This is a genomic window from Pedobacter sp. 10L46_2, assembly GCF_056395165.1.
The window spans coordinates 1-1,710 of the sequence record NZ_JBFTIZ010000492.1 but is presented as its reverse complement, the minus strand read 5'-3'; the positions used below and the strand labels follow the sequence as shown (position 1 = coordinate 1,710).

The window sequence follows — 1,710 nt, the reverse complement described above, 5'->3', positions numbered from 1 at the left end:
GTTCACACCACTCGAATTACGTGGATTACCCAGTCGGGTCTGGGAGTTATTAAAGGCCTCATCTCTCTGCATATTATTGGTGATGCCGCCTGTAACTCTTAGGGTAAGAGATGGAATAATTTTGTATTCCGCATAGCCGTTCGCGATTAATCCTGTGATCAACCGGCGCCGAAGTTCATTTTTAGCAGAAATCACCGGATTAACCCTGTAATCAGCAATTACATTATAGTCGAAGCCCGGATCAAATAGTTCATCATCAAGATTATTATCGTTACCACTTACAGGACGATAGCCCCATACTGCATAAAGCAGATTGGTACTGGCAGATTGGATTGGCGAGGCAGCATTAACTATACTTCCGTTAGATGCACTATAACTATAATTTAGGTTAACCCCAATTTTTAATTTTTGATTTACATTCTGATCAAGTGTAATTCGTCCCTGGTAACGTTTGAAATCGGAGTTTAAAACCACCCCATCCTGGCCAATGATGTTTCCTGAGATCGAATAACGTGTTTTATCAGCCCCACCCCTTATTGAGATATCATGACTTTGCATGGGGGCGTTCCGATAAATTTGATCCTGAAAATTAATTCCCGTTACATTTTTATAGTCGTCAAGTGTTTTCCCATCGGCTAGATAGGTTGTGTTCGTATTTGCCGGATCAAGCTCTAACTGGTATTTTACAAATTCATAGGGGCTCATTAAATCGATGGTTTTTGTATTTTTCTGAAAACCATAGTACCCATTGTAAGCAATCACCGGATCACCTATATTTCCTCTTTTGGTGGTAATAATGATTACTCCGTTTGCTCCTCTTGCCCCGTAGATGGCTGTGGCCGATGCATCTTTTAAAATATCGATAGCCGCAATATCTGCTGGATTTATGGAGTTATTGTTCGCATCTTCTAATGGAAAACCATCTACAACATATAATGGTGAGGTGTCTTGTGTGATTGAACCTGCTCCCCTTATCACAATATTATTTATTGACCCAGGCTGCCCATCGGCGCCTGAAACCTGAACACCAGCTACTCTTCCGGCCAGGGCCTCGTCAAATGATTTTACCGGTGCCTTCTCAAATTCATCCATTTTCACTTGCCCGACAGATCCGGTTAGGTCTTTTCGTGCGGTTGCACCATAGCCAATCACTACAATCTCATTCAATGCATTATCAAGACTTTTAAGAGCAAGGTTGATGATGTTCTTGCCGTTTAAAGGGATATCCCTTGATTGGTAACCAACGTACCTGAATGATAAAGTGGCATTTGCATTTGAAACTGTAATCACAAATTTGCCATCAGCATCGGTAGTGGCTCCGGTTTTAGTGTTTTTTTCAAATATGGTGACACCGAAGAGCGGTTCATTGTCAGACGAGGTTACTTTACCTGAAATGTTTTTGCTTTGCGCATTTCCAGCCGATGGTAAAGCCATTACCAATATCCAGGTAAAAATCACGCTGAAAGTAATGGTCCCACAAAGATTTAGTGGTTTGGTTAACATATTATATTTGGTTAGTGTAAAATCAATCCTATGTCTGATCCGGCAACAATTACAGACTCATATACAAACTTAATATAATTATATATTGTATACAATATATAATTATATTAATACAAATACTGCAATAAAACCACTAAAAAAAGATGATTATATTAATAATCAAATCGATATAGCACCATTTAGATAAAAAACCCTCAACGAAAATAA

Annotated in this window: 1 protein-coding gene; it reads right to left on the bottom strand. The window is 39.1% G+C overall.

Going from position 1 to position 1,710, the window contains the following annotated elements; translation table 11 throughout:
- Positions 1-1,503 (bottom strand): SusC/RagA family TonB-linked outer membrane protein (locus tag AC1DDX_RS27170; protein ID WP_477623002.1); only part of this gene is annotated, 1,503 nt, incomplete at its 3' end.
- Between the last annotated feature and the right edge of the window lie 207 nt (positions 1,504-1,710).